Source organism: Sporofaciens musculi, assembly GCF_009830285.1.
Taxonomy (GTDB): Bacteria; Bacillota; Clostridia; order Lachnospirales; family Lachnospiraceae; genus Sporofaciens; species Sporofaciens musculi.
In genome coordinates this window covers 5116990-5141581 of sequence record NZ_WUQX01000001.1, presented here as the reverse complement: position 1 = coordinate 5141581, position 24592 = coordinate 5116990, and the positions used below count along the sequence as shown (strand labels likewise).

Below are 24592 nucleotides of genomic sequence, written 5' to 3'. Positions count from 1 at the left end.
TAAGTACCGCAATCCTTTGAGAAATCCAGGGGTTGCGGTTTCTTAATGCCTAAAAATAATAGCGAACAAAAGGAAAAGCCACTTGCCGAAAATTCATTGAAAATGGCTTATGGCTCTAAAAAATTAAAATAGAGAGCCCACTTGTGACTCCCTTTGTTTGATTACAATAAATTCTTTGGTATAAATATATAAAATATATTTACCACGGAAGCAAAATGCTGGAAAATGGAAGGTGTCATAAGAAAATTGCCGTAAAGCAATTCATAATTTCTCTTAAGGTATCCTGATTTAATTGATAATACACCCGTCCGTCCTTTTTTTCGACTGTAACCATATGGTTGGTGAGAAGCATACTCATATGATGTGAAGCCGTTGCGGGAGTTAAGTGAAGTTCCTCTGCAATTTCCAGATTATATCTCCCATGAGACTTTAACAGGCATAGAATCTCAAACTTGCTTTTATCTCCCAGAAGTTTCAAAATCTGTGGGAGCATTTCTCTGGCATTTTGCATATTTTTCTGATACAACTCCAGTTTGTCTGCCAAAACACCTTGGAAAATTATGGTAGGCGTAATCCATTCTATCAGTGGAAGAACTGCTGTTAAATAGACTTTTTTTGTTTCAGGGTGAAATTCAGATACAAGGCTGTGCAGGGCATCTGAAATGTCTATCGGCGCTTCAGAGACTAATTTTTCTAAGTACACTTTATTTTCCTGAAAGGTTATCTCAAAGGCAGAACGATTTTTTCTATAAATCTCAAACAATTCCCGAAATTTTTTACAGGATTGTTGATTAACTCCAAAAGCCGCCATTTTGTATCTTCGGAATATTCTGAAGACTGGAGAATATGAAACCAACTCTCCAATGAGTTTGCATTTGGAATATTTTCTGTTTTTCTTCTGTTAAGAAAGTAGTTATTGCAGAAAATATATGCTGTTGTTCTATATTCTCCCGCTTCGGCTCAACTTCCAAAAGCTCTGTTGCCATGGCCAGAACTGTCAAAAAAAATTCTGTATTATTCCCAAAGAAAAAGCTTTCTTCTTCATTTAATGAATAAGATTCCTCAAATACATGCACATAGTTTTCTAAATAAAAAAGGTGCTGTTTATAAAATTGATTTCCATCAATGTTCATTTCGTCTAAAGAAGTCAGCATATCTGTTTTAACAGCCTCAAAATTTTTTACCATATAGATAAGCCCTAATGTTTCCAAAAAAGGATGAAGCTTTTTTGCATTTTCCAATTTATAAACCTCCGTTTGTATGATGAGGTTATAATCTCTATTATATATTTCTAATCACTAATGCAAGTAATGTTCCCATGGTAATATGCCCGATCAGAACAAGATATGCTGATACAAAAATAACAGCGATGGTGGAAAGGACAGACATGGTATCGGATAAACCTTCATTTAATGCAAACAATCGGGCAGCCTTAAATCTTGTGTGAATCTCTTTTTCATTTTCACCCTGAAATCGCAAAATCGTATTTTCTATACGGTTATAGCTTTTTAAGACCTCATACCCTGAGAAAAGTTCCTTTAGTTTGCCTGTGAAGACAGACATTTGTTTTGAAACACAATTCTGCCTTTTTCCAGCATATGTCCGATACCGGCCGGAACAAGAAACATCAATAAAAGTGCAAATACAAGAATTACCGTAACAAGAGGGCTAAGAGCGATTAGTCGGAAACAGGGCGAAGCGAGCCGGCAGGGAGTATCAGAGCCTTCTGCTACAAATTGAGAAGTCATTGGAAGGATAAGAAACGTGGGGTGTGGCAGTTGCTATGCCTTTATTTTTAAGTGGTAAATGAGGAATGTAAGTGATATAATTAAAAAACAAATCAGTATTAGGAGGGATGAAGATATGCTTATTAGGGTGGCAAATATGGATGACATTGAGAAGCTAAGGCGTTTGTATGCTGAATTAGAGATTGACGCTGTAAAATATCAACCAGAACATTTTGTAGTGGGCTATCGTAACGATGACTTTTTTAACTCAATATTTGAAAGTGATAATCAGGATATTCTCGTGGCAGAAATTGACGGAACAGTTGTAGGGTTTTCTCATGTTATGATATTGAAACAGAAAAATATAGCGTGTTTAAAACCACAGACCGTAGTTTATATACAAGATATGGATGTTTTGGAGTGTGAGAGGAGCAAAGGAATTGGAACACTTCTCATAGATGCCAGTAAAGAATATGGAAAAAGAAAAGGTGCAGATTTTATTAGAACTGAGGTTTTTCCACAAAATATTGACGGAATGAGATTTTACGAGAGAAACGGTTTTTGTGAAATGATGAAAACTATTGAGTGTCAATTTTGAATGATAACTTATCCAACGACAAAATTCCAGTTGTATGTGAATAGAGTGTTTATTAAATTTTTTCTTATTCGAGTGAAAATAATTAAAAACTCAAAAGAAAAGTATATGTATTGAGTGAAAAGTGGATAAGACTTTTTTAGTGAGGTAAACAAATGGATGCACAAGTGTTTTGGAATGTCATTGGTAATTACAATGAAAAGACGTGGTTAATTCAAATAATATTGCTTATACTTGTGTTTTTGGCAGTTACATTATCTTATATGGGGAAAGTAAAATGGGCAGCAAAGTTTGCGTTAGGAATTGTAAATTTGTTTATAGGAATTGTTTTTTTTGTATGGTATGGAACAGAGCCTATTCAAAAATATTTTGCTTTGCCATTATATTTAGTATGTGGGGGATTATTTATATATGAAAGTTGGCATAGCAAAGATGATGTAATTATGAAACCAAATGTAATACAGAAGATGCTACTGGTGTTATATTTCTTTTACCCTATTGTATCTATGCTTTTAGGCAACTCTTTTTGGCAAATGGTAACATATATTATGCCTTGTCCCGTAATCAGCTTAAGCATAGTTGTTTATGCAGGATACAAAATGAAAAATAAGGAAAAACATTCAGATTTCATTTCCGAGGGCTCGTAAGGGTGGACGTATAGTAGGTTCAGATTGTATGGCTACTATCGTAGAGTAATTATAATTTATTTAGTAAAACCAAGGCTTTCGGGGGTTCCCGAAAGCCTTCTAACATGCTGAGAAAAGAGGAATCTATGTGTGAATTCATTGATAAAGTAGAGGTTTAATGCTTCTTCAATTACTTATGAATCTCAATGCCATTTACCTCCAGATGGTCGTCAATGGCAATAACCAGGCAGCGTCTCCCGTCGATTTCCCGTGTCTCCACCAAATCAGACCTTTCTGGATTGACCTTCACAATTACATCAGGCGTCTCAATCTGGAAGGTTTTGACGCTTGCAATATTCGAGGCCAGCAGCGTATTCTTCTCCCCCACAGTCTCCTCAAATTCTTTGTCAAAGGATTCAAGCCTTTCCTCCGGTACACCGCTTTTTGCAAGAAGCCTGCGCACATCCGGTTTACACAGCTTAAGGGGTTCCGGCTCCTCCTTAGTTTCCTCCAGCATCTCGTTTAAGTTATCGTGGATATTCCGGATCACTTCATAATCACATTCATCTCCAAGGGTATCGCTGATAATCGTCTGGAAAGTCGTCTTCTGGTCGCCGGCGGTCAGAGGAATCGTGCTTCCCAGTACATTTGCAATCAGCTCCGGCTGAATGTCCTCCGGTTTTTTGGTATAATACAGAATACTATGAATATTGCTGGAACGATCCTGGAATGTTGGGAACAAGAAGCCCTTTGCAGGCGCCTCCACAATCCAATCGCGGATTCGGTCCTCTATGTGGTTCGTTTCTGCATTATATGTAAGACCCGCTTTCGTAAGGTTCACCGGACAAATACTGCACAGAATATGCTCATATACAGTATCCGAAGCATCAAACATCTCCATGCCGTCCGAGGATTTACCCGGAACATCGTAGACAGCGTGAATGAGGATGATGTAATAATTCTCTGCATAGACATAATTATCAATGATTCGGTCGTAGAATTCCTCGATTATCAGATCGTCCTCCAATTTGCTGTCCCGAAGCTTTAGAAGAAATTCCTGGGTTCCTCCTGAAGCCTCCTGTTCAAGAGGGAAATCCATGTTAATCAAGTTCTTCCCAAGTGTGCCGGACAAGGTATGTTTAAAAATGTCAAAGTATTTGAAGGCTTCCTCCTCCGGTAAGGACAGGAAGGCTTTCTTAAGCTCCGTCTTCTTTTCTTTTTCGTGATCCACATAACAGCCGCAGATACGTGTGATGGCACAGTTCTCAGGGGTGAATTGTTTGCGGATTTCAAGCACTTCTTTCTTATTCATATTTACACTTCCCTTTCTGAAACTTCTCCAATCTTAGCATATTTGAGACGGATTTACAAGAACTGTGTCAGTACATGCAGTATAAGACAAAAAGAAAATGTAAGAGCTGCACATTATTTTGAGATTTTTATATATTATTTTATAAAAGAGTTGGAGAAAGAGCATAAATGGAAGAAAAAAAGAAAGCATTAACAGGTAATTGTAATTTTGCCGGAATTAGGCCGGCTATGGCAGATTTGCCTTATCCCCAGATTCAGGTGTGGGGGCGGAACCAGACTTATGCCAACCTGCTGACCATTGATTACTGCGGGCAGACTTCTGAATTGACTGCAATCACACAGTACATTAATAATGAGAACAGGCTTTCATATGAAAATTGTTCTGTGGCGAGAACCCTTTTGAGTATTGCAATAGCAGAAATGATGCATTTGCAGAAGTTGGGAGAAATGATTGTACTGCTTGGAGGAAATGTGAATTATACAGCGAAACACAGAAATGGAGCGAAACGGATGTGGAGCCCTGAATATCTGACAATTCCGGAAAATGCGGTGAAGATGATACAGGCAGATATTGCGGCGGAGAAGGATGCCATTGAACAGTATCGTATGCATATCAAGATGATACAGGATGACTGTGTGGGCGCTGTGTTGGCAAGGATTATTAAAGATGAGGAATATCATATTATGCTGCTTCGGAATTTGCTGGAGGACTTATAGTCGATTGAGAAGTAACGGGGCGCCCTTTTAGGTATATCCCAAGGGCACCCCGTAATTATGCCCTTGGGCATGAATCATAGATTCAGCGGGAAGGGACCAGACAAGACCTCCCGTGTTACATAGAGGGTCCGGTCTGGATGGGTTGCCAGTGTCCACTTTACCAGCAGAATACGCAGATGTTCAATCTCGATGCAGGTAACGCATCTGGGATGTACACAGCTTCCCGTGTTGCAGTAAGAGACAGATTCATCCAGCATAGGCCGGTGGGTATGTCCCGTAATCAGTACGCAGCCAGTACGCCCCGCCCATTCAGATAAAAGCTGCTCTACCTTTTTCTTTTTGGTATTATTCTTAGCGGCGCTGGTAGGGTCAAGGAAGCCGGCGGCTTCCAGCGGCTTCCAGAGATATCTGACCAGAAAGCGTGATGTGCGCCATAGGACGCTATTGAAAAAATCTGCCTGATGACCATGGGTCAGATAAATCTCCTTACGGCAGTTTTCATTTTTCAAAATCACGCCGGCGTGAAACGCCATCCCTGGAAACAGCTCATCCTCATGACAGACGCTGCATGGATAGGAAGTGCAGCATTTACCTGTGAATCGGGAATTACGTTTGACAATATCGTGATTTCCATACAGCATAATCAGGCGGTGTTCCCGATAAAAACGGGACAACAGCCAAAATACATTGTTATGGATTGATTTGATGACGTCAAAAGAACGATTTTCCCATAATTCATCTCCATCCCCTAATTCAACATAGGTAAACCCGCGTCTGTAGTAATATTTTAGCGCTGCAAAATACAGGGTTTGATTCTTTAAAAAATTATCATTGTTGGTTCCACAGCCCCTGTGACAATCACTGAAAAGAACATAGCGGGAGGAAGGGGTAAGGGGAAACACAGGCGCCTGGGCAAAAGCTGCGTTAAGCCGGCTGTCAGCAGACATGCTTCTTTCTCCTTCTTTTTTTCTTTTTCTTGCGCCGAATGTGCATCATATGCCGGAAGGCAAATGGCATATATTCGTAGAGGTACAGCAATTTGTCCATAGTGAAACAGAAATGTTTTGTAACGTGACAGTATATTTTCAGGAAAATGCGGTTCTTCCACAGTGCAAATGCAGTTCGGATACTGTGGGCGCTTCTGGGTTGTCTGGTGTGGGGACGGGAGAAGCGAAATAGAACCTGTTGATTCCATACATGGATATCCTCCTGGGAATAACCGCAGTCAATTAAACCACGGACAAATGCGTTCTGCATATCACAGGAAGGGAAGGTAATCTCTGTTTTCATAAGCAAATGTTCAGGTTTTGCATACTCTCCCATCCGAAAGCCGGTCAGCCACCAATGACGCTGTGCAATCCGGTACATTGGACTGGTTTCATAATAAAGAGTGTATTCAAAAAACGGAAGGTCGCAATCCGGTACGGTGTGGAACATGGCTGTGGTTCTCTGATTCCTGGAAACCAGGGAGTCTGCCCGATAGATTCCGATTTCGGCTCCTACATTGATCCCGTACTGTCCTTTCCACAGCTCAATCATCCAGGTGCAGCCCTCATAATCAAAATAAATAGGTTCACAGTCAAATACCATGTTAAACAGATCCGCGCTTTTGTCGTAGAGCCAGCAGTATCCAAAATCTCTTTGCCAGGCATCTTTTTTGGACGTGAAAATATCCTGGGACAGAAGATATTCAAATCCGAAGGGATTGACCAGTTCATTTAACCGGCAGAGCTTTTCCTGAACGGACATACAGCAGATTTTTTTAATAATACATTTTTTCCGCCATACCATAAGGAGGGCGCAAAGTACCAGAATGAACAGGATACAGGGGAAAATAATATACATAATCGACTCCTTTCTGTCATAAATATATAGTTACTGCATTGTATGCCAATCGTCTCTCATATGTGCTATGGACAAAGGGAGAAAGAAGTAGCCTTGAAAGGTGAATTGATGATTGTAAACCCTATTGGTTTCAAGTATAATAAAAGAAAAATATGTCAAAATAAGAAAGAAAGAGGAAGAAAAAATGGGAAGTATATTTGACATCTTAGGACCGGTTATGGTAGGCCCTTCCAGTTCTCATACGGCAGGTGCTGCAAGGATTGGGATGGTTGCCAGACAGCTTTTCGGGAGGCAGCCGGAAAAAGCAACTGTGTATCTGCATGGTTCATTTGCAGCGACGGGAAAGGGACACGGAACCGACAGGGCGCTGATTGCGGGGCTGCTTGGAATGAAGCCGGATGATATGAGGATTCCGGACAGTTTCCAGGTGGCGAAAGATGAGGGGATGGAGTTTTCCATCGCTTCCAAGGAGATTAAGGAGGCGCACCCGAACACGGCACAGATAATCATGGAGGCAGAAGGTGTGAAGCCCATGAAGATTCAGGCATATTCCATTGGCGGAGGGCGGATACGAGTCTGCAAGCTGGATGGGATTGACGTGAATTTCAGCGGAGAGAGCAATACATTAATTATCCGGAATGTGGACGAGCCTGGACGGATTAAGGAAGTAGCGGTAGCGCTTGCTAATGCAGAGATTAATATTGCTACTATGCAGGTGTTCCGTGACAAGAGGGGCGGGTATGCGATTATGGTGGTGGAGACGGATCAGATCGTGCCCCAGAAGGCAATGGAGGAGCTGGAGAGCAAGAGAGGTATTATCAGGGTGAAGTTCCTGGCTGCGAATTAGTACCATAGGAGAGAATGGCTGGTTGAATATCTGTGAGACAGTATTGACCGAGTGAATTTGTGGAAAGAGAGGATAGCAAGGAGTTATGTCTTATCAATCGATGGAAGAAGCACAGATTAGGTGCGAGAGAGAAGGAATCCAGTTCTGGAAAGCGATTCAGCTAGAGGATGCCGATGAGCGTGGGGTAACGCAGGAAGATTCCTGGAAGGAAATGCAGCGTATGTGGCAGGCAATGTTAGACGGTCTGGACGCTTATGATCCTGAGCTAATGTCCAGAAGCCGCATGGTGGGAAAAGAAGGGGGATTGATGGACGCCTATCGAGAGGCAGGCGATACATTGTGTGGGGATTTCATGGCTAAGGTCATGAGCAATGCTTTAAAGATGGGCTGTAACAATGCATGTATGAAGCGGATTGTCGCTGCACCGACAGCGGGTGCCTGCGGCGTGATGCCGGCGGTGCTGGTTACGTATTACAGAGAGTATCATGTGCCGGAGGAGAAGATGATTGAGGCCCTTTATGTGGCGGCGGGAATCGGGCAGATTATTGCCAATCGGGCTTATCTTGCGGGTGCGTCAGGGGGATGTCAGGCGGAGATTGGCTCTGGCTCCGGTATGGCGGCGGCCGCCATCTGCCATGTCAAGGGCGGAGATACGGTCAAGCTTGGCAATGCCTGCGCTATGGCTCTTAAGAATTTGATGGGGCTGGTATGTGATCCTGTGGGCGGTCTGGTAGAGGTTCCTTGTGTGAAACGTAATGTAGGCGGCGCATTTAACGCGATTGCGGCGGCTGATATGGCTCTGGCAGGAATTGAGAGCCAGATTCCGGTGGACCAGGTGATTGACGCAATGAAGGAAGTTGGGGATAAGATGGATGTAAGTCTGCGTGAGACCGGCTTCGGAGGCGTGGCAGGAAGCACAAGGGCAGCGGAGATCGTTGAGAGAATGAATATGTAGATTTTTCATATTAAGTGAAATTGAGCGAATGAAAGGTCGCTCTATAGGATGAAGGTAACCACTTCATCTCCTATAGAGCGGTCTTTTATTTTGTGATGTATATCTTACCCTTCTGTCGTGTCTCTTTGCATGAGGATGGGAGGAATAATCTTATGAATGGGCGCTGTTAGAGGAACGGGATTTCTTTTTTTGCGCTCGTTCATCTGTTCCACCAGAAGACCTACTGCTTCATAGGCAATCTTATCAATCTGCTGCCCGACTGTGCTAATCGGAATGATTGCTTCCCGTGAAATGGGAGAATTGTCGAAGCCGACAAGCAGGTAATCAGAAGGCAGCCCACCGTGTCTGCGGAAAATCAGGTTCAGAAAAATATTGGCGTGGGTGTCATTGGATATAAAGACGCCTTTTTTCTGTCCCATATAATCGCGTTCAAGTTCATCAATAATTTCATTGAGCTGGGCCTGTATGGCTTCATAGTTTGCTTTTAAATCTCTGTAGATAATCTGATGCTTCAGGCGGCGCTTCTTACAGACATCCAGAAATCCCTGTATACGGCCATACGCGGGAATATTTTTGGCAGTAGGCGAATTAATATGGAGCAGAATCTCACAATCATGTTCTGCAAGCAGTTCGGCCGCCTGGACGCCGCCTGCATAGTTGTCCGTATTAACGCTGCAAATATATTCGTCCTCGCGTTCAATCGATACGATAGGTATGGAAAGGGCTGCCAGAGATTTGGAAGGGATGGTATGGCTTAACACGATTAGTCCCTCAATCTTGTAGGCAAGAAGCTCCTGAATGTACTGTTTCTCAATCTCTTTCTTTTCATTTCCCACAAAAACAAGAAATTTATATCCGAATGTCTCATAAGTAGAGAGAATTTGATTCAGAATCTCTGAAAAAAAATGAAAATAAAGGCTGGGAACAATGATGCCGATGAATTCTGTCTTTCCGTTTGCCAGGATACGGGCAACTTTATTCTCCTTATAATTCAGCTTGACAAGCGCATCCGAAATAATTGCCTGGTTCTCAAGAGTAAGGGAGTCTGGATTATTAAAATATCTTGAGATGGTTGTCTTAGAAAAATGTGTGTATTCTGCAATATCACTGAAGGTTACGTTTTTTTTCTGTGCCATGATAGATGATTTTCCTTAATAACAAAATTATTTACAAATTCAGTATAACAAATATGGAGAAAAAGAACAATAAGTAACTGGTTAAGTAACCGGTTTTGTGAAGGATATACAATTTTAGGCTCTGGTTATCGTATAGGATTCACAAAGATATTTTTTATGATTGACGGACATAGAGAAGAGTGCTATTATAAACACATAAAGTAACCGGTTACTTTACTGGTTACTTAACCGGTTATAGTAGTCTTATAAATATGCAGAGAATGCAGGAAATCAGGAGGAATGGTCATGAAAAGAAATCTTATGACAAGAGTTACGGCATTTGGGATTGTCACAGTACTGACAACCGTGATGCTGACTGGATGTAGATTTGGATTTGCCAGTGATCCGGATGATCCCAATGAGGTGGAGAAGGAGATACCAATCGATACCTCTGTGGATACGTTTGAGTATGATTCTGCTTTAGACGGAACGAGTATCACGCTTTTGAATTCAAAGGCAGAGATACAGGTGGCGCTGGAGAAGATGGCAGCCGAATTCGAGGGCAAATCCGGCGTCCATGTAGAGGTAATGCCTGTGACAGACGGGGATTCCCCGTATACCAAGGTGGTAAGCATGTATAATTCGGGAAATGCGCCTACCCTGTCCATACTTGATACTACAGATGTTATCGCTCTGGCAGAAGAAAAAGCAGAGGATTTATCTGATGAGGAGTGGATCTTAGAGGCAGAAGGTTATCTGACAGAGGTTGGCGGCAAAGTCTACAGCTTCCCGCTGTGTGTGGAAGGCAGAGGGCTTATCTATAACAAGGCTGTGATTGAGAAGGCTTTGGGAGAAGAATTTAATCCGGATGGGATTACGACTCAGGAGGAATTCGTAGAGCTTCTTGACAGGCTGGTAGAGAACGGTATCGCAAAACCTGTATCTCTTGCCAAGGAGGACTGGTCGCTGGGAGCGCACCACTTACAGTATATCTATGAGACGAGTGACGGAACGTCAGAGGGCGCCCAGGAGACGATTGAGTCCATCAAGGACGGTAAGCTAGAGCTGGATACTTATGACAGGCTGTCGGATTTCCTGGATATGTTTGATGTGCTGAAGAAGTATAATGTAGCCAAGGGCGATCCTCTTGGTGCAGATTATGATGAGATGGCCATCGACCTTGTGGACGGCAAGACGGCAATTTGGTTCAACGGGAACTGGGCGTGGCCGAATCTTGAGGAGGCAGGAGCCGAGACAGAGGATGAATATGGATTCCTTCCGTATTTCATGAATAATGATTCCAAAGATTTTGCAAACCAGAAGATTCAGGGCTCGCCCTCCAAACAGATTATGCTTGACGGGCAGCTTGCCACAGATAAACAGAAGGAGGCGGCAAAGGAATTCCTGAACTGGATTGTTTTCAGTGAGATTGGGCAGCAGATGCTGGTGAAGACCTGCAGCATTATCCCTCCGTTTCAGAATAATCCTTATGAGCCCAATGACCCATTAAGTCGGGATATTTACGAGAAGGTTCATGAAGACAAGGCGTTCAATGCTTCTGCCATCGTACCCAATGACCACTGGGCAGTTCTTGGGGCGGCGATGCAGAAGTACCTGGCAGACAGAAGCGACAGAGAAGAACTTACAAAGTCGATTCAGGAGTATTGGGATGAACAGGAGTAAAACGGTAAATGCGTTATATGTTTTGTTAAAAAATATATGTAGGAATAGAAAAGAGGGATAAGACATGAGAGCAAAAAATAACGGGAAAGATTTCTGTATGTTTGCACTTCCGGGGATGTTCTGTTTCTTCGCGGTGGTCATAGTTCCATTTATATATGGTATCTACCTGACTCTGACGGACTGGAACGGGGTAGCGAAGGTGAAGAATTTTATCGGTCTTAAGAACTTTGCCGGCGTAGTCAAAGACGGGCAGTTCTGGACATCATTACTGTTGACATTTAAGTATGTAATCCTGGTGGTTGTACTGGTAAATGTGCTTGCGTTTGTCATTGCATATCTTCTGACACGGGGAATTAAGGGACAGAATTTCTTTCGGGCAGGCTTCTTTACGCCGAACTTGATTGGAGGTATTGTACTGGGATACATCTGGCAGTTTGTATTCTCAAGAGTCTTTGTAAGTATCGGAGAATCTACTGGATGGAGTTTGTTTGAGGTGTCATGGCTGTCAGACCCAACAAAAGCATTTGCGGCATTGGTACTGGTATCTGTATGGCAGTTGTCCGGTTATATGATTCTAATCTATGTTGCGGGCTTCATGGGGCTGAGTGAGGATGTTATGGAGGCCGCCAGCATCGACGGCGCTTCTGGATGGATTAAGCTTAAAAATATTATCATGCCTCTTATGATGTCCTCTGTTACAATCTGCCTGTTCCTGACGCTGTCCAGGGCGTTTATGGTATATGATGTGAACCTGTCACTGACGGCAGGCGCGCCTTATGGGACTACAGAGATGGCGGCAATGCATGTATATGAGAAGGCGTTTACCTCCAGGCAGTTTGGCGTCGGACAGGCAGAGGCGCTTATCTTATTCATTATTGTAGCCTGCATAAGCGGTATTCAGGTATATCTGACGAAGAAACAGGAGGTTGAAGCATAATGAAAAAGACGACAATCGGCGGAAATAAGAGAAAAGTGGCTAATTTTCTTGCAATAGCGGGATTGGTTATTATCTTTGCTGCATATATGTTCCCGTTCCTTATGGTGGTAATCAACTCCCTGAAACAGAAAAGGGATATTATAAAAAGCCCTTTTTCCTGGCTGTATACTATTAAGGGCTTGTCCTTTGACAATTTTGTAAAGGCATTTACTCAGATGGACTTCCTGAATGCCTTTAAGAACTCTCTCATTGTTACGGTTTCGGCAACGGTGCTGGTGACTTTACTGGCGGCGATGCTTGCATACTATATAGTGCGTCATAATAATGGTATTTCCAAGCTTACGTTTGCCCTGATGGTTGCATCCATGATCATTCCCTTCCAGGCGATTATGATTCCCCTAGTCAGCATCTATGGCGGTACTCTGAACGTACTGAACCACAGGATTACGCTGATTTTCATGCACACCGGATTTTCCATGGCAATGTCCGTGTTCATGTTCCATGGGTTTATTAAGGGAAATGTGCCAATCGCGCTGGAAGAAGCAGCATACATAGACGGCTGCACACACTCTCAAACATTTTTTAAAATTGTGCTTCCGTTGCTGAAACCGATTATATCAACCATGGTGATTCTAAACTCGATGGCTTTCTGGAACGACTTCCTGCTGCCGTCGCTGGTGTTGTCAGACAAGAAGCTTTTGACGCTGCCTCTTTCTACTTATAGTTTTTATGGAACATATTCTGCGGATTATGGTACGATTATGGCGGGGCTGTTACTGTGTGTAGTGCCGATTCTGGTATTATATGTGGCGCTTCAGAAACAGATTATCGGAGGAGTGGTAGCCGGCGCAGTCAAGTAAATAAGATAGGATTTGAAAAGAGGGCAAAAGACGCCCTCTTTTTCGGCTTTACAAAAGGACCGATGATCTTGAAAAAAAGGGAAGCCAAAGAAGATGAGGCGGGAGCATATCTTGTAGGACGGAAAAAGAAAGAGTATAATAATATCGTAAAAAATGATTTCGGAATCTGACGGTAACCCATAGGCGGGATAATTTATAGAAGAGGGTGTGTTTTATATGAAAAAAGATATATTACATTTGAAGGCTCCGGGAAACTGGATAAATGATCCCAATGGATTTATTTACTTTAAAGGAAAATATCACTTGTTTTATCAGTATTTTCCATATGCGCCGGTATGGGGAACCATGCACTGGGGTCATGCTGTGAGTGAAGACCTAATTCATTGGGAGCATCTGGGGATTGCGCTTTTCCCCACAAAGGCGTATGACCAAAATGGAGTGTTTTCCGGAAGCGCCATTGAGAAGGATGGAAAGTTATACCTGTATTATTCAGGGGTGAGATATCTGGAGACAGATGAGGAGAATATTCATACTGCGTATAAGGACCGATATGAGACGTGCCAGACTATGATTGTGTCAAAGGATGGGGATAGGTTTGACAACTGGAAGGATAAGAAGAAGATTATTCCGGTTATTATGGATGAGAAGATTGCAAACCGGACCCATACAAGGGACCCTAAGGTGTGGCAGGACAAAGACTGTTATTATATGGCCCTTGGAAGTACTTATGAAGAACAGGAAGGGCGTGTGTTATTCTTTCGGAGCAGGGACGCGAAAAACTGGGAATATGCAAACCAATATCAAAGCGAGCAGTTCGGGAAGATTCTGGAGTGTCCGGATATCTTTCAAGTGAACGGCAGTTATGTTTTTATGGGTTCGCCCATGTATGCAGCGCAAGACGGATTGGAGTATGCCCATTACGCAGTCTGTGGATTGGCACAGTTTTCAACGGTTACGTGTGATATGTGCCTGATAGGGGAGAGCAGGCTGGTTGATTACGGAATGGATTTGTATGCACCTCAGACCAATGTTGATAAAGAAGGCAGACGGGTGATGATTGGGTGGATGCGGATGCCAAAAGCCGTGGAGAATGGCGGGGAGAAACCATGGAACGGTATGATGTGTCTGCCGAGAGTGGTGGAGGTTGTGGAGGGACAGATTTATTTTCGGATACATCCAGAGGTTGACCGATATTTTGAGAGGGAGATTCCAAAAGAGGAGTTAAATGACGGCAGGATCAGTATTCCCAGGGAGAATGGCCGCGCTGTGCCATACCGTCTAAGGGCGAGGCTTAAAGAAGGGGAGAGTCTGGATATCGGCGGTTATCGCCTCTGGCTATGGGAGGATACCGTCAGGGCAGACAGAAGCAAGGTGTACGGCAAACTTCGAGGGTATCGTCTGACAGGAAGCACGCCGAAGCTTGGAGGCAGATGCGAGCTGGATATATTTGTGGACGGTAATCTGCTGGAAGTATTCATTAATGAGGGCCAGTATGTGCTAAGCCATGTGGTGTATGGATTGGGAGATGAAGTCAAGGGAAGGGTAGACCATGTGTATGTGGGTGAATGAGCGTATCTGGGAGGTGTCGGATGAAGAAGATGACCTGTATGGCTGACTGTGTTTTGTGTCCAAGAATGTGCCATGCCAATCGTCTGGCAGGGCGTATTGGATACTGCAGGGAGACCGCAGAGCTTGTGGCTGCAAGAGCAGCTCTGCATATGTGGGAGGAGGAATGTATTTCTGGTAAGGCTGGTTCAGGCACAGTATTTTTTTCCGGTTGTAATCTGGGCTGTATTTTCTGCCAGAATCACAATATTTCCCAGGCAAAAGCAGGAAAAGTGATTTCTGTGGGAAGGCTGTCAGAGATTTTTCTCGAATTGCAGGGTCAGGGGGCTAACAATATTAACCTTGTGACGCCCACTCATTACGTACCCCAGATCATAGAGGCGCTTAATCTGGCGAAAGGGCAGGGCCTGAATATTCCGATTGTGTATAATACCAGCGGGTATGAGAGGGTGGATACGCTGCGGATGCTGAAGGGCTATGTAGATATCTATCTGCCGGATTTTAAATATATGGATGAGAGGCTTGCTGGGGAGTATTCACAGGCGCCGGATTATCCGGTGTATGCAAAGCAGGCGTTGGAAGAAATGGTGTCCCAGACAGGAGAATTCAAGATGGACGAGACGACGGGACTGCTGCAAAGAGGAGTGGTTGTACGTCATCTGGTGATGCCGGGGCATGTTAAGAATTCTAAAGAAGTAATCCGGTATCTGTACAATACTTATGGGAACCGTATTCTGATTAGCATTATGAATCAGTATACACCTATGTCCCAGGTAGAAAATCATGCCCTTCTTGGTCGGAGGGTGACGAAAAGAGAGTATGAGAAGGTTGTGGACTATGCCCTAGAGCTTGGAGTGGAATGTGGCTATATACAGGAGGGGAAAGCAGCGCGCCAGAGCTTTATACCGGAGTTTGATGGAGAGGGAGTGTAGGAGAAGCCGCTTGTTTGGCGGCCCGACCATCAACGAAGCAAAAAATACTGGCAAGTGGACAGTCCCATAAGGAAATCCGCCTGCCAGTATTACATTTTTCTATATCGCCTGAAGGGCCTCTACAATCTCCGTAAACTGCATCCCATGGGAGGCTTTGACAAGGATATTATCCCCCTTTTTCAAAAGGGTGCCCATAGCGGCCAGGAAGTCAGCCTTTGTCTCAAACCAGACCCCTTTTGTGGCGTCGCCGCCCCTTGCCGCTCCCTCTACCAGCTCTTTGGAAATCGGCCCGATTCCGCATACAAGGTCAATCCCCTTCTTTGCGGCGTACTCACCGACTTCCTTGTGTAATTCGCCTGTATGCTCGCCCAGCTCCCCCATATCGCCAAGAACAGCAACCTTGCGCCCGATCGCCATATCCAGTACATCAATCGAAGCCTTCATGGATACTGGATTCGCGTTATAACAGTCATCCAGAATAATCAGCCGGTCAGTCTTAATTATATTGTTGCGTCCTGCAATGGAAGGAAGTCCTTCAATCCCTGCCTTAATCTCCTCTGGTGTAAGACCAAGAGTACAGCCTACGGCCGCGCCTGCAAGGGCATTGGAAACCATATGGATTCCAGGCAGAGGAACAACACACTCAAAGGAAGTATCATCCGGAAGATAGATGGTACATGCAGTTCCCTTAAGACCCAGCGGCTTAATATGGTCGGCATAAAAAGAATTCTCATTCCCCATGCCAAAGAAAATCGGACTTACCCCTTTAATGGGAGCAGTCTGTGACAGGAGGTCGTCGTCTCCGTTTAAAATAATAGTGCCGCCGTTCTTCATATCCTGAATCATCTGTGTCTTTTCGCGGAAAATTCCCTCCCGCGTCTTAAAAAATTCCAGATGAGCCACACCAATATTGGTAATCACGCAGATATCTGGACTTGCCACAGAAGAAAGACGGCGCATTTCTCCAAAATGATTGACGCCCATCTCAAGAACTGCCACCTGATGTCCTTCCTCCAGTCCGAAAATAGTGATGGGAAGCCCCCACTCATTGTTGAAATTCCCCAGAGTCTTATGGACGCAGTATTTCTGTGCGGCAACAGAGGCAATCATTTCCTTGGTGCTCGTCTTTCCAGCGCTGCCTGTAATGCCTACCACCTTGATATCAAATGAATCACGATACAGCTTTGCGATGTCCAGCAGCGCCTGTCCCGTGGATTCCACAAGGATGTAAGGAAAATCCGTTTCGCCCAGGTCCTCATGGGAAACCACGCAGAGGGCGCCGGCTTTGATTGTATCAGGGATAAATTTGTGGGCGTTGACCTTGACCCCGTCGATGGCCACAAAAAGATAGTTGGGCTTTACCTTCCGGCTGTCAATCACGACTCCCTCTACTTCCCTGCCATAGAGACTTTCATCCCCGTGATAAATTCCCTGACAGGCTTTTGTAATATTTTCAAGCGTAAGGTTTTTCATATGATAACGCCTCCTTAGGCCTCTGTATTTTCATTTTTATATTCCGTAATGTGGGCCTTGCCGTATCGTGACAACAAAGACTCCTCAATAATCCGTTCGCACAGGGCGTCATATTCCAGTCCGTCAGCTTTCGCCGCTTTTGGAAGCAGACTTGCCGGAGTCATTCCGGGCAGGGCATTGACCTCCAAACAGTAGAAGCTATTGTCCTCATCGTCAACGATAAAATCAGCTCGTGAGTAAACATCCATCCGAAGGGCCTCAAAAGCCGCCTCTCCTGCACGCTGAATCTTCTGCTGAGTCATTGTATCAATAGACTTAGGAGGACAGATTTCCTGAGCGCCGCCGTCCTGGTATTTATTTTCATAGTTGAAAAAGTCATTCTTTGGAATAATCTCCACCAGAGGAAGCGCTTTTCCTGCAATAATGCCGCAGGCAAATTCACGTCCCTTGATATAGGGTTCAATCACAACTTCATCTTCCCTGTCAATGTCAAAAGATTTATGTATGGCATCCTTGTATTCGTCTTCCGTATGTACGATATAGACTCCAATACTTGAGCCGCTGGCGCATGGCTTGATGACAAGTGGCAGATAGTAGCCCAGCTCTGAAAGGGGCGTATCCTTGGTCTTTCTCGTAAGGGAGGTGCCTCTTGGCGTGGGTACGCCGGACATCTTGAAAATCTGCTTTGCCACAAGTTTATTCATGGACAGGGAGCAGCCAAGGGCGTTGGGGCCGGTATAGCGGATGCCAAGAACGTCAAAAGTAGCCTGCAGTTTACCGTCCTCCCCAATCGAGCCGTGAAGCCCCATGAAAGTAATGTCCGCCATCTGGCAGAGCTCAATTACATTGGGACCAATCAGGCTGTCAGACTGGTCCGGACGGGACTTTTGAAGCGCCTTTAGGTCTGGGGCTGTGGTCTTAATGCCATCTGCAATCTCAAGCCCATAACCTGGAAGGTCGAACACTTCCTCAAGTTTATCGGCGTCATAGGGATACCCGAAAAATACATCCATCAAAAATGCCTGATGCCCTTTTTCACGCAGAGTCCTACAGATTCCGGCGCCGGAGGTCAGGGATACGTCACGTTCTGGACTTAGTCCGCCTGCTAATACAATTATCTTCATAGAAAATATCTCCTTTTATTCGGTAATGCTCATCTGATTCAGCAGAGCCTTCTTCACTTCGTAAAGTTTTGGCGATAGGTCTACATAGACCTGGTGAGGATAGAACAGACGCTTCGTCTCATCCCACAGCGTCTTCTTCTCCTGTCTGCAATAGTCTGCAATCTCGGTCACAGAAGGAGACTTGTAAATACATTCTCCATTTTTGAAGACAGGTACAAGAATCTCGCGCATGGTATAAGACCCGCCTGTAAGCTTTGTCTTTTTCCATGTCTCGATGGGGTCAAACAGAAGCATATCCTCATTCGTATCAAAAGTCTCGTCTGCAAAGGAGATGAGGTCTGCCTTTACCTTTCCTGTTGTTTTATCATAGATTCTGAAAATGGTTTTGTTACCAGGATTTGTAATTTTCTCTGTGTTTTCAGAAATTTTTATCTTGGGGACGAAAGTACCCTCCTTGTTCTGGATGGCTGCGAGTTTGTAAACACCACCGAAGGACGGATTGTCCTTGGAGGTAATAAGATTCGTTCCCACTCCCCAGGAGTCGATGGCAGCGCCCTGCATCTTTAAGTCATGCAGGAGATATTCATCCAGGTCATTAGATGCGCAGATGGACGCATCCAAAAAACCGGCGGCATCCAGCATCTTCCTGGCCTCCTTAGACAGATAGGCAAGATCACCGCTGTCCAGGCGGATTCCATATTTTTTAAATGTCCTCCCTGAGTCACGGAATTCCTGGAATACACGGATTGCGTTAGGAACTCCGGACTTTAAAGTGTCGTAGGTGTCCACAAGAAGAGTACAGTTGTCCGGATACATCTGAGCATAGGTCTTAAATGCCGTGTATTCATCCGGAAAGCTCATAATCCAACTATGGGCATGAGTCCCCATTACAGGGACGTCAAAGAGACGTCCTGCCAGAACGTTGGAAGTCCCTACGCAGCCTCCAATGATTGCCGCGCGGGCGCCGTATAAGCCCGCGTCCGGCCCTTGTGCCCGCCTCAGTCCAAACTCCATGATTCCGTCTCCGGAGGCAGCAAATACGATACGCGACGTCTTGGTTGCAATAAGCGACTGGTGGTTAATGATGTTTAGGATTGCAGTCTCCACAAGCTGCGCCTCCATGATGGGGGCAATTACTTTCAATAAAGGCTCCTTAGGGAATACCACTGTTCCCTCCGGAATGGCATAAATATCGCCGCTAAAATGAAAACCGCTCAAATACTGTAGAAAATCTTCGCTGAATATGCCAAGTCCCCTCAGATAGTCCACGTCCTCATAGGTAAAATTTAGGTTCTTGATATACTGGATGACCTGTTCAAGTCCTGCGCAGACCGAGTATCCGTTCTTACACGGATTCTGCCGGAAAAATACGTCGAATATAACCTTTTCATGCTGGCCCTTCGCATAATACCCCTGCATCATGGTCAATTCGTACAGGTCCGTCAGCAAAGTTAAATCTTGTCTGTTCATCTCTCTGCTTTTGCTCCTTTGGTTGTTAAGCGGTGTTCCAAACCGCATGTGAATAGAATTTGTTCTATTATAGCACTTGTATGACTAAATGTAAAATGCTGAATCTTTTGATAAAGGGGTCAATTACACTAACGCCTGATTACGGTTAATGGTTTCCTGGATAATCTCCTGGCAATATGGTGCGATTCGCTTGCGGGTTTCCTTATCCAGCTCCTTTGGATAAATGGGTTTGCCGTATTCAATTACAACATGGGTCTTTTCTATTCTTGGGATGTGCTGCTCAAACATGGTGTGAGTGTTGTTCAGGCTGATTGGCACAATAGCACATCCGGATTTTTCCGCAATCTTAAAGGAGCCGCTGTGAAAGGGGAGCATACTAAGTTCTTCGCCGTCGTTTCGGGTTCCCTCCGGAAAAATGCAGATGGAGATCCCCCTTTTTACGTGATCGATTGCTTCCAGTATACTTTTTAAGCCCTCCTTGGGATTATCGCGGTCCAAAAAGAGACAGTACAGTCGTTTCATCCAGTCACGAAGGATGGGGTAGCGCAGCATCTCCTTTTTGGCCACATATCCGGTCAACCGCTTACAGCGGGAATAGGTCAGCAGGATATCAAAATAGCTTCTGTGGTTAGCAATAAAGAGGACGGGTTCATCCGGTACGTTTTCTTCACCGATTACGGTCACCTCCACTCCGGTAATCCACAAAAGGCCCCGAAACGCCCATTGAACCACCCGCAGACTGCGGTAGTCGCTTGCCTCTTTGTTAAAATTCTTTATGCATTTGCTAAGCGCCCATTCAATGATTAGCATTGGGATTCCGAAAAGCAGGAACGAAAAGAGGAATAGGACTAATAAAATAAACCTGATCATCTATTGGGTCCTCCTGTCTGGACATGATTCTTCGCTGCCAGCGGATTTTCTGCGACGGTCTCAAGGTCTGTCAGTTGATCTTCTGCGACAGTCTCAAGGTCTGTCAGTGTATTTTCTATGTCTGCCTCAAGGTCTGCCAGTTGATTTTCGGCGTCTGCCTCTGCCTCATGCTCTTTTAGAAGCTCATCATTTGTATCCGGTTCATTGTCAGTCTGTTGGGCTGGCATATGATATCTTCCATATAAAATCGTATCTTCCCGTAGTGCAAAAGCCAGCTCATCCCGAAGGGCGCCTTCTGTGAAACGCCAACTCCAGTTGCCGGAAGCGGTTCCGGGAGTGTTCATCCTTGCCGAAGAATCGTAGCCAAGCACATCCTGAAGGGGGAAAATCACATATCCTGCGATGCTGCCAAGTGCAGCGGCAATCAGTTCCCGCCCAATTCTTGTCTCATCGTCCGTACAGCGGGTATACCGACGGATTCGGCGCTGGCAGTCTGAGCTAAGAGTCCGATACCAGCCAAGGGTTGTATCGTTGTCGTGAGTGCCTGTATAGCAGACGCAGTCTGGAGTGGTAAAACGGTAAGGCAGGTAATCATTCTCACCCATGTTATCGAAAGCAAACTGCAATACCTTCATTCCAGGGAAACGGAATTCCCTTCGCAGCGCATCCACCTCAGGTGTGATGATTCCCAGGTCTTCTGCGATAATAGGAAGGTCGTCGCCCAGGGCCTTTTGAATCGCACGGAACAATTCATATCCGGGCGCGGGAACCCATTTTCCATTGATGGCAGTCTTCTCACCATACGGAATAGACCAGTAGGACTCGAAGCCGCGGAAGTGGTCGATTCGCAGGATATCAAGGGACTTAAGCTGGTGTTGGATGCGTGAAATCCACCATGAAAAGCCTTCCTTCTCATGAGCCTCCCAATCATACAAAGGATTCCCCCACAACTGTCCGGTAGCTGAAAAATAATCCGGAGGAACACCGGCAACCTTCAGAGGGTAGCCTTTGGTATCCAACTGGAACAAGTGCTGGTTCGCCCACACGTCTGCACTGTCCATGGATACAAAGATGGGGATATCTCCAATAATCTTTACTCCACGGCTATTTGCGTAGTCTTTCAGTGCAAGCCATTCTTTATAGAAGATAAACTGTAGGAACTGATAGAAACCAATCTGTTCCTTTAATGCGCTGCAAAGCTTTTGCTTAAACTCAGGGGTGGGCCTTCGGTATTTGTCCTCCCAGTCAAGCCAGCTTACCCCATTATTTGCGGATTTGCATGCCATGAACAGAGCGTAATCGTCAAGCCATGCTTGCTCCTCCTGTATAAAATCTGAGAACTCTGTGTGAAGCGAAAGCAGCTTCGGGCCTGCATCCATAAAATGTGTGTAAGCCTTCTTAAATACAGACTGCTTCCAAGGGATGATGGAGCCGTAATCAACCGATTCTGGATCGCTGGACGGAACGTTTAAAAGGTCGGCGGCAGTTACCAGCCCAAGCTCCATCAAGTGTGCCGGACTTATAAGAAGCGGCTGCCCTGCATAAGCGGAAAAACTTTGATACGGAGAGTCACCGTAGCCTGTGTGTGTCAGGGGAAGGATCTGCCATAGATGCTGTTCTGCCTTTACCAAAAAATCCACAAATCTGTAGGCTGTCTCACCCAAGTCTCCAATTCCGTAAGGGGAAGGGAGGGATGTTGGATGCAGCAGAATCCCAGAAAGTCTCTCATTATTTTTCATAATAATCTCCTTCATTCATTTTCATAGTCACTAATAAAACCAATTATACTACAAAATTGGAATTTTTCCTAGAGTTGGTGTGTATGATATAGAGAGAATATATTGTGAGAAGATACTTTGCGCTTTGTGACTGACAATACCCCGCAAGTCCTTTGTACAGGGTGAAAAGTAACTTGACAAGAGGTCCTTATGAAAAGATACTACATATTTCTGGCTCTGCCGCTCTGTATCCTGATATTGACGGCATGTGCAGCAGGAAAGACGGATCATAAGAAAATAAGAAATATCGAGTTTACCGTGGTTGACCAGGAAGACGTTCCCGATGAATTTATGGCTCAGATTGAGGAAGGGAAAGAAGGACAGATGAAGCTTAGTTACGGTGACAAGGGATATCTCTATGTCGCCAGAGGCTATGGGGTAAAGGAGACCAGCGGATACAGCATAACGGTAGACCAGTGTTTCGAGACGGAGCAGGAGATACGGATTGGGACCAGTCTCTTAGGACCGAAAAAAGAGGAGAAGATTCTGAAGAAGAAAACCTACCCCTATGTGGTAATAAAAATGGAGTATACGGATAAACAGATTGAATTTGAGTAGGAGGCCCAGATATGGAATATGTAACCAGACAAATGCAGACTTACAGGACAGGAAACAGGATTACCGACCAGTTTTACATTGACGATGATTACAATGTACCAGACGTGAAAAGTGACGTCAAGAAAGTAATCTTGGGAGAAGGAACGCTGACCGTTGAGGATATGAAGGTAGTGGAGAACTACATAAGGGTATCGGGAAAACTGAATTTTAAGGTGCTGTACGTGACGGACGAGGGGGAGACGAGGCTTTCCTGCCTGGAGGGGAGAATTCCCTTTGAGGAAATGATTTATATTGAGCAGGAGCCTGTAGGAAATCTGTTTGTCCAGTCTTCAAGCGTAGATTTGACGGTCACGGCAATTCATTCCAGGAAGCTTAGCATTAAGACGCTGGCTGAGCTTAATGTGTGCTCAGAGGGAAAACATGAGACAGAGCTTACGACAGATATTGAGTGCGGGCAGTCTTTGTACAAGAGGTTCGAGAGCAAAGAATTTCTGAAAGTTTTTGCTGCGATGAAGGATACATACCGGATTAAGGAGGAGGTGTCCATAGGCGGTACAAAGGAGAACATTGGAACTCTGCTCTGGACAGAGGTGACGAGCCGGAAGCTGGATACCCGTCTGGAGGCGGATGAGTTGAGAATACAGGGAGAACTGCTGTTGTTCTGCTTCTATGAGTCCCTGGACGGCAAAACAGACTGGATTGAGCAGACGGTTCCCTACGAGGGGCGCATCGAGTGCTATGGGGCTCAGGATAAGATGTATCATCAAATCTATCCTGAGCTTGTGGATGTGAATATCGACGTGAGGATGGATGAGGACGGTGAAATGCGCCTAATCGGGGTGGAGGCGACGTTGGAAGTACGTCTGATAGTTTACGAGGAGGAACGGCTTGAGATTCTTGCGGATGCATATTCATTGGAGCAGAGCTGTATGCCGAAAATTATGGAGGAGCAGTTGGAACGCCTGCTTATGCAGAATCACTCCAAATGCAAGGTTACGGAGCAGTTATCATTGCCGGAGATTAAGGACGATATCCTGCAGATTTGCCATAGCAGCGCAAGGATACAGGTGGAGCATACCGAGGCGGCAGAGGGAGGCATCCAGATTGAAGGCGTGCTGCACATCAGTTTTCTGTATGTCAAGGCAGATGATGCAATCCCGTTCGATACCTGGCAGGGAATGGTTCCGTTTTCCTATCTGCTAGAGAGCAACGAGACGGCGGCAAATATGACCTACGGCCTGACCTATGCGGTAGAGCAGTTATCAATCGGACTTCTGGGGACGGATGAGATTGAGATTAAGGCGGTTCTGGCATTTCATAGCTTCTTAAAGGAGCCGGTATGTATTCGGAATATCAGGGAGATAGAGTTTACCCCCTTTGATATGGAAGAAATGGAGAGACGCCCAGGCATTACGGGCTATATCGTCAGGGACGGAGATATTCTGTGGGATCTTGCGAAAAAGTATAATACAACGGTAGAAGGGATTATGGAGGTGAATGAATTGCCTTCAGAAGAAATAAAAGCAGGCGACAGGATATTGATTTTTAAGGAAAATATGAGTATACTATAGGTACACTGTATACAGGATACAAGGAGAACATC

Annotated in this window: 24 protein-coding genes; 12 read left to right on the top strand and 12 right to left on the bottom strand. The window is 44.8% G+C overall.

What is annotated here, in order from left to right; all coding sequences use genetic code 11:
- Window positions 1-235: 235 nt before the first annotated feature.
- The 3 genes from GN277_RS26030 to GN277_RS26020 are packed head-to-tail and all read right to left on the bottom strand — an operon-like array spanning window position 236 to window position 1632.
- On the bottom strand, window positions 236-811 hold the full coding sequence (locus GN277_RS26030) for an ArsR/SmtB family transcription factor (RefSeq protein WP_159755602.1): 576 nt from the start codon (window positions 809-811) through the stop codon (window positions 236-238).
- Window positions 792-1241, bottom strand: a complete 450-nt coding sequence (locus tag GN277_RS26025) for a hypothetical protein (RefSeq protein ID WP_159755599.1) — start codon at window positions 1239-1241, stop codon at window positions 792-794. Before GN277_RS26025 ends, GN277_RS26030 begins: the two co-directional genes overlap by 20 nt.
- Window positions 1242-1281: 40 nt before the next feature.
- Window positions 1282-1632 (bottom strand): ABC transporter transmembrane domain-containing protein, encoded by a 351-nt coding sequence (locus GN277_RS26020; RefSeq protein ID WP_280178660.1) that lies wholly within the window; start codon window positions 1630-1632, stop codon window positions 1282-1284.
- Window positions 1633-1863: 231 nt separating this feature from the next.
- Between GN277_RS26020 and GN277_RS26015 the strand changes: the two genes are divergently transcribed.
- Both GN277_RS26015 and GN277_RS29605 read left to right on the top strand, forming a co-directional pair.
- The gene (locus tag GN277_RS26015) at window positions 1864-2325 is read left to right on the top strand and encodes a GNAT family N-acetyltransferase (protein WP_159755593.1); all 462 of its coding nucleotides are present in this window, start codon (window positions 1864-1866) and stop codon (window positions 2323-2325) included.
- 152 nt (window positions 2326-2477) lie between these two features.
- A complete protein-coding gene (locus GN277_RS29605) occupies window positions 2478-2969 on the top strand; it encodes a DUF6064 family protein (protein WP_204162798.1) in 492 nt (163 codons plus the stop codon).
- Between the two features lie 169 nt (window positions 2970-3138).
- Here GN277_RS29605 and GN277_RS26005 read toward each other — a convergent pair whose 3' ends face one another.
- On the bottom strand, window positions 3139-4260 hold the full coding sequence (locus GN277_RS26005; RefSeq protein WP_159755590.1) for a DUF4317 domain-containing protein: 1122 nt from the start codon (window positions 4258-4260) through the stop codon (window positions 3139-3141).
- Between the two features lie 167 nt (window positions 4261-4427).
- On the opposite strand from GN277_RS26005, the gene GN277_RS26000 reads away from it, so the two are divergent.
- Window positions 4428-4976, top strand: a complete 549-nt coding sequence (locus GN277_RS26000; RefSeq protein ID WP_159755587.1) for a ferritin-like domain-containing protein — start codon at window positions 4428-4430, stop codon at window positions 4974-4976.
- Between the two features lie 74 nt (window positions 4977-5050).
- Here GN277_RS26000 and GN277_RS25995 read toward each other — a convergent pair whose 3' ends face one another.
- Together GN277_RS25995 and GN277_RS25990 are read right to left on the bottom strand one after the other, a co-directional pair.
- Window positions 5051-5923: a metallophosphoesterase gene (locus GN277_RS25995; RefSeq protein ID WP_159755584.1), complete on the bottom strand. Its 873-nt coding sequence runs from the start codon at window positions 5921-5923 to the stop codon at window positions 5051-5053.
- The gene (locus GN277_RS25990; protein ID WP_159755581.1) at window positions 5913-6725 is read right to left on the bottom strand and encodes a DUF4474 domain-containing protein; all 813 of its coding nucleotides are present in this window, start codon (window positions 6723-6725) and stop codon (window positions 5913-5915) included. Before GN277_RS25990 ends, GN277_RS25995 begins: the two co-directional genes overlap by 11 nt.
- 280 nt (window positions 6726-7005) lie before the next feature.
- On the opposite strand from GN277_RS25990, the gene sdaAB reads away from it, so the two are divergent.
- Together sdaAB and sdaAA are read left to right on the top strand one after the other, a co-directional pair.
- Window positions 7006-7668 (top strand): L-serine ammonia-lyase, iron-sulfur-dependent subunit beta, encoded by a 663-nt coding sequence (gene sdaAB / locus GN277_RS25985; RefSeq protein ID WP_159755579.1) that lies wholly within the window; start codon window positions 7006-7008, stop codon window positions 7666-7668.
- A gap of 85 nt (window positions 7669-7753) precedes the next feature.
- Window positions 7754-8623 (top strand): L-serine ammonia-lyase, iron-sulfur-dependent, subunit alpha, encoded by an 870-nt coding sequence (gene sdaAA / locus GN277_RS25980; RefSeq protein WP_159755576.1) that lies wholly within the window; start codon window positions 7754-7756, stop codon window positions 8621-8623.
- A 104-nt stretch (window positions 8624-8727) separates the two neighbouring features.
- Here sdaAA and GN277_RS25975 read toward each other — a convergent pair whose 3' ends face one another.
- Complete coding sequence (locus GN277_RS25975) at window positions 8728-9759, bottom strand: substrate-binding domain-containing protein (RefSeq protein ID WP_159755573.1); 1032 nt, start codon at window positions 9757-9759, stop codon at window positions 8728-8730.
- Between the two features lie 285 nt (window positions 9760-10044).
- Between GN277_RS25975 and GN277_RS25970 the strand changes: the two genes are divergently transcribed.
- The 5 genes from GN277_RS25970 (at window position 10045) to GN277_RS25950 (ending at window position 15716) form a co-directional block, all read left to right on the top strand.
- Window positions 10045-11421, top strand: coding sequence for an ABC transporter substrate-binding protein (locus GN277_RS25970; RefSeq protein WP_159755570.1), 1377 nt, complete (start codon window positions 10045-10047; stop codon window positions 11419-11421).
- A gap of 64 nt (window positions 11422-11485) precedes the next feature.
- The gene (locus tag GN277_RS25965) at window positions 11486-12358 is read left to right on the top strand and encodes a carbohydrate ABC transporter permease (protein ID WP_159755567.1); all 873 of its coding nucleotides are present in this window, start codon (window positions 11486-11488) and stop codon (window positions 12356-12358) included.
- Window positions 12358-13218: a carbohydrate ABC transporter permease gene (locus GN277_RS25960; RefSeq protein ID WP_159755564.1), complete on the top strand. Its 861-nt coding sequence runs from the start codon at window positions 12358-12360 to the stop codon at window positions 13216-13218. Before GN277_RS25965 ends, GN277_RS25960 begins: the two co-directional genes overlap by 1 nt.
- 216 nt (window positions 13219-13434) lie before the next feature.
- Window positions 13435-14787, top strand: a complete 1353-nt coding sequence (locus GN277_RS25955) for a glycoside hydrolase family 32 protein (protein WP_159755561.1) — start codon at window positions 13435-13437, stop codon at window positions 14785-14787.
- A gap of 20 nt (window positions 14788-14807) precedes the next feature.
- Window positions 14808-15716, top strand: coding sequence for a radical SAM protein (locus tag GN277_RS25950; RefSeq protein ID WP_159755558.1), 909 nt, complete (start codon window positions 14808-14810; stop codon window positions 15714-15716).
- Window positions 15717-15815: 99 nt separating this feature from the next.
- On the opposite strand, the gene GN277_RS25945 is transcribed toward GN277_RS25950, so the two are convergent.
- The 5 genes from GN277_RS25945 to malQ form a co-directional block, all read right to left on the bottom strand.
- The gene (locus GN277_RS25945) at window positions 15816-17189 is read right to left on the bottom strand and encodes a UDP-N-acetylmuramoyl-tripeptide--D-alanyl-D-alanine ligase (protein WP_159755555.1); all 1374 of its coding nucleotides are present in this window, start codon (window positions 17187-17189) and stop codon (window positions 15816-15818) included.
- Between the two features lie 14 nt (window positions 17190-17203).
- Window positions 17204-18313, bottom strand: a complete 1110-nt coding sequence (locus GN277_RS25940; RefSeq protein ID WP_159755552.1) for a D-alanine--D-alanine ligase family protein — start codon at window positions 18311-18313, stop codon at window positions 17204-17206.
- 15 nt (window positions 18314-18328) lie between these two features.
- Window positions 18329-19783 carry a nicotinate phosphoribosyltransferase gene (locus GN277_RS25935; RefSeq protein ID WP_159755549.1) on the bottom strand — a complete coding sequence of 485 codons (1455 nt, stop codon included), beginning with the start codon at window positions 19781-19783 and terminating at the stop codon, window positions 18329-18331.
- 123 nt (window positions 19784-19906) lie between these two features.
- Entirely contained in the window at window positions 19907-20653 is a 747-nt protein-coding gene (locus GN277_RS25930) for a lysophospholipid acyltransferase family protein (RefSeq protein ID WP_159755546.1), read from the bottom strand.
- Window positions 20650-22392: a 4-alpha-glucanotransferase gene (gene malQ, locus GN277_RS25925; RefSeq protein ID WP_159755543.1), complete on the bottom strand. Its 1743-nt coding sequence runs from the start codon at window positions 22390-22392 to the stop codon at window positions 20650-20652. Before malQ ends, GN277_RS25930 begins: the two co-directional genes overlap by 4 nt.
- 189 nt (window positions 22393-22581) lie before the next feature.
- Here malQ and GN277_RS25920 point away from each other — a divergent pair, with 189 nt between their 5' ends.
- Window positions 22582-22989 carry a protease complex subunit PrcB family protein gene (locus tag GN277_RS25920; RefSeq protein ID WP_159755540.1) on the top strand — a complete coding sequence of 136 codons (408 nt, stop codon included), beginning with the start codon at window positions 22582-22584 and terminating at the stop codon, window positions 22987-22989.
- 11 nt (window positions 22990-23000) lie between these two features.
- Window positions 23001-24560, top strand: coding sequence for a DUF3794 and LysM peptidoglycan-binding domain-containing protein (locus GN277_RS25915; protein ID WP_159755537.1), 1560 nt, complete (start codon window positions 23001-23003; stop codon window positions 24558-24560).
- Window positions 24561-24592 lie beyond the last annotated feature (32 nt).